The sequence below is a fragment of the Winogradskyella immobilis genome, assembly GCF_021887715.1.
GTDB classification, from domain to species: domain Bacteria; phylum Bacteroidota; class Bacteroidia; order Flavobacteriales; family Flavobacteriaceae; genus Winogradskyella; species Winogradskyella immobilis.
The window spans coordinates 1-3,266 of the sequence record NZ_JAIQXX010000043.1 but is presented as its reverse complement, the minus strand read 5'-3'; the positions used below and the strand labels follow the sequence as shown (position 1 = coordinate 3,266).

At 34.5% G+C, this 3,266-nt stretch carries 3 protein-coding genes; all 3 read left to right on the top strand.

Annotation, left to right across the window (positions count from 1 at the left end):
* The coding region (locus K8Z87_RS13680) for a gliding motility-associated C-terminal domain-containing protein (protein ID WP_227478139.1) at positions 1-554 on the top strand (554 nt) is incomplete at its 5' end.
* Positions 555-573: 19 nt separating this feature from the next.
* Positions 574-1,491, top strand: a complete 918-nt coding sequence (locus K8Z87_RS13675; RefSeq protein WP_227478138.1) for a PorP/SprF family type IX secretion system membrane protein — start codon at positions 574-576, stop codon at positions 1,489-1,491.
* A gap of 14 nt (positions 1,492-1,505) precedes the next feature.
* Positions 1,506-3,266 (top strand): OmpA family protein (locus K8Z87_RS13670; protein ID WP_227478137.1); only part of this gene is annotated, 1,761 nt, incomplete at its 3' end.

The window sequence follows — 3,266 nt, the reverse complement described above, 5'->3', positions numbered from 1 at the left end:
TATTCTCTGCACTTACTGGAGATGTAGATACAAGTGGTACATGGACGGTGTCTTCTGGTAATGCAACTATAGTTAATGGTAGTTTCTTTAATCCAACTGATGTTGCTAATAACGATGGGGATAACAACCCTTTAACATTCAATGATGAAGATTTAGGTGATTATGTATTCACTTATACTGTAGAAGGTGACTGTGCAACTAGTGTTGATGTTATTATTACATTAAATGATGATTGTATTGTATTACCTTGTAATCTGTCTGATGTTGAAATCTCAAGAACAATAACACCTAATGGTGATCAATACAATCAATTCTTTGAAGTGACTGGTATAGAAGGTTGTGGATTTGAAATTAATGTGCAAATCTTTAACCGTTGGGGTGCTGAAGTCTTTGAAAGCAATAACTATCAAAACGATTGGAGCGGTCAAGCACCAAGTGGATCTGTAGGTAATTCTAATTTCTTACCTACTGGAACATACTATTATATTATTAATCTAAGAGGCAGTGGATTTGCCCCTATCAATGGGCCAATCTATATCGCAACTAATGAATAAAAAGTAAAAACTGATACCTATGAAGTTAAATAAAATTTACATTGTCGCATTTATGGTACTGACCAGTTCAGTAACCTTTGCTCAACAGCTTCCGCAGTTTACCCAATTTATGTTTAATACCATATCTATTAATCCTGCATATGCCGGTAGTAGAGGGACATTTAGTGCGGTAGGTTTACATAGAAGCCAATGGGTTGGACTTGAAGGTGGGCCTCAAACGCAAACACTATCTCTGCACACTCCGCTTAAAAACGAAAAAGTAGGGATAGGATTCTCTTTCATTAATGATGAATTAGGGTTTGAGAATTTCTCATATTTATATGGAGACTTCTCATACACCATTCAAACTGGTGAGAACTCTAAATTAGCCTTTGGTTTAAAAGCTGGATTTACTAGTTATACATTAGATAGTGATTTTCAAGCTGCTGAAGCTCAAGATCCTGTGATTTTTGGGTTCCAAGACCGTTGGAAACCTAACTTTGGTCTTGGGCTATATTGGCATAGCGAGCGTTGGTATGTAGGTCTTTCTAGTCCTAGAATATTACGTTCTGATTTTAGTGGTGAAGGTGATTTTGAAGAACTAGAGCGTTTAAGTTATTATGGAACTGCAGGCTATGTATTCGATATTAGCCCAAACACTAAGTTTAAACCTTCAGTGCTTTTAAAAGCTACTAATGGAGCGCCTATATCTTTTGATATCTCTGCCAATTTCTTATTTTTAGATAAGTTTTGGTTAGGTGGTAGTTACCGTATTAATCGTCAAGCAGCATCGCTTGGTGGTATTGCTGATTTCCAAGTCTCTAAACAATTAAGGGTTGGTTACGCTTACGAATATCCTTTATCGGATATACGTTTTGCAACTACAGGAACACACGAAGTCTTACTTATATTTGAGGTCTTTAAAAGCACAAGAATTAAATCACCTAGATACTTCTAATAAAGCAAACTATTATGAAAACAAGATTACTACTTTTATTCTTTACTCTGTGCTTTTCGTCAAACTTTGCACAAAAGAAGTTAGCCGATAAGTTCTTTAAAAACTATGGATATATTAAAGCCATTGAACTCTATGAATTAGCAGTGCAAAAAGGCGATAGCTCTCAACATGTCTTAACAAGGCTTGGAGATGCTTATTACAATAATGGTAAAACTGAAAAATCTGCCTATTGGTATCAATTAGCTGTAGATAAATATAGTGACAAGTTAGATTCTGAATACATTTACAAGTATATACAGTCGCTTGTTAGTGTTAAACGCTATGATGATGCTACTCAGTGGGCAAGTACACTTAAAGCTAAACAAGATGCTGATCAGAGTATGGAAAAGTTCATTCATGATGATTTTGATGTCTATAAAATTTCACCTGAAGTTGATGAGCGTCTTATCATTAAACTCAATAATTTAGATATCAATTCTAAATATTCAGACTTTGGTGCTTATGTCAATAGACAAACCATGTACTTTGCCTCTGCTAGAGATGCCAGTAATGAGTTATACGATTGGAACCAAGAGCCGTTTTTAGATATCTACCAATCTTCGATCAAACGAAATGGTAAAAATGTAAGTTTTTCTAATGCTCAAAAGATTAGTGCTAGTAAGATTAATACAGATTATCACGAATCTTCTGTAGCAATTACTAATGACGGTAATACTATTTACTTTACTAGAGATAATGTCACTAAACGCAACCGTTTAGAATATGATAGAAAAGGGACAACCCATTTAAAGATTTATAAAGCAACTTTAATTGATAATACTTGGAAAGATATTATTGAGTTGCCTTTTAATGATGAAGTTTTTAGTACTGCTTTCCCTACTCTAAGTCCTGACAACAAACAATTGTACTTCTCGTCGGATCGTGAAGGTGGGTTTGGTGCATCGGATTTATATGTGGTTGACATTAATGATGATGGCACGTATTCAACACCTAGGAATCTTGGGGAAAATGTAAATACTGCTGGTCGTGAATCTTTCCCGTCTATTAGTAAAGATGGTACCTTATACTACTCCTCTGATGGATTATTAAATTTTGGACTTTTAGATATTTACAAATCTAATATCCTTAATGATTCTGAAGCTAAAAGTGAAAACTTAGGCGAGCCTTATAATTCTGGTTATGATGACTTTGCCTATATCTTTAATTCTGATACTAAAGAAGGCTATCTTTCGTCTAACAGAGAAGGCGGTAAAGGTAGTGATGATATCTATGGGTTTAATGCTTATTTATGTGAGCAAGTTGTTGAAGGTGTTGCTAGAGATAAAAGAACTAATGAAGTATTACCTGATGTAACAGTACGTCTTATTGATAAAGATGGTAAAGTCTTGCAAGAAAAAACTACGGATAGCCAAGGTGCTTATAGATTTGAAGGAGTACTTTGTGAAAGCACTTTTACCGTCGTTGGTAGTAAACAAGATTATAAAGACGATCAAAAAACAGTACAAACTACAGATGAAAATGAAAAGTCTAATGTAGAAGATCTTTCGTTAGAACCGCTTATTATTGACAATCAAATCGTAATCAACCCTATTTTCTTTGACTTTGATAAAGCAAACATTAGAACGGATGCTGAGTATGAACTCGAAAATATTGTAGATGTGATGCGTAAACACCCAAATATGGTTATTAAAATTGAATCGCATACCGATAGCCGTGGTCGTGATAAATACAATATGAAATTATCTGATAGACGTGCTAAATCTACTAGAGATTAT

What these genes read in the sequence shown, in the direction of transcription:
- K8Z87_RS13675 (WP_227478138.1), top strand. Translation starts at nt 574, where the DNA reads ATGAAGTTAAATAAAATTTACATTGTCGCATTTATGGTACTGACCAGT.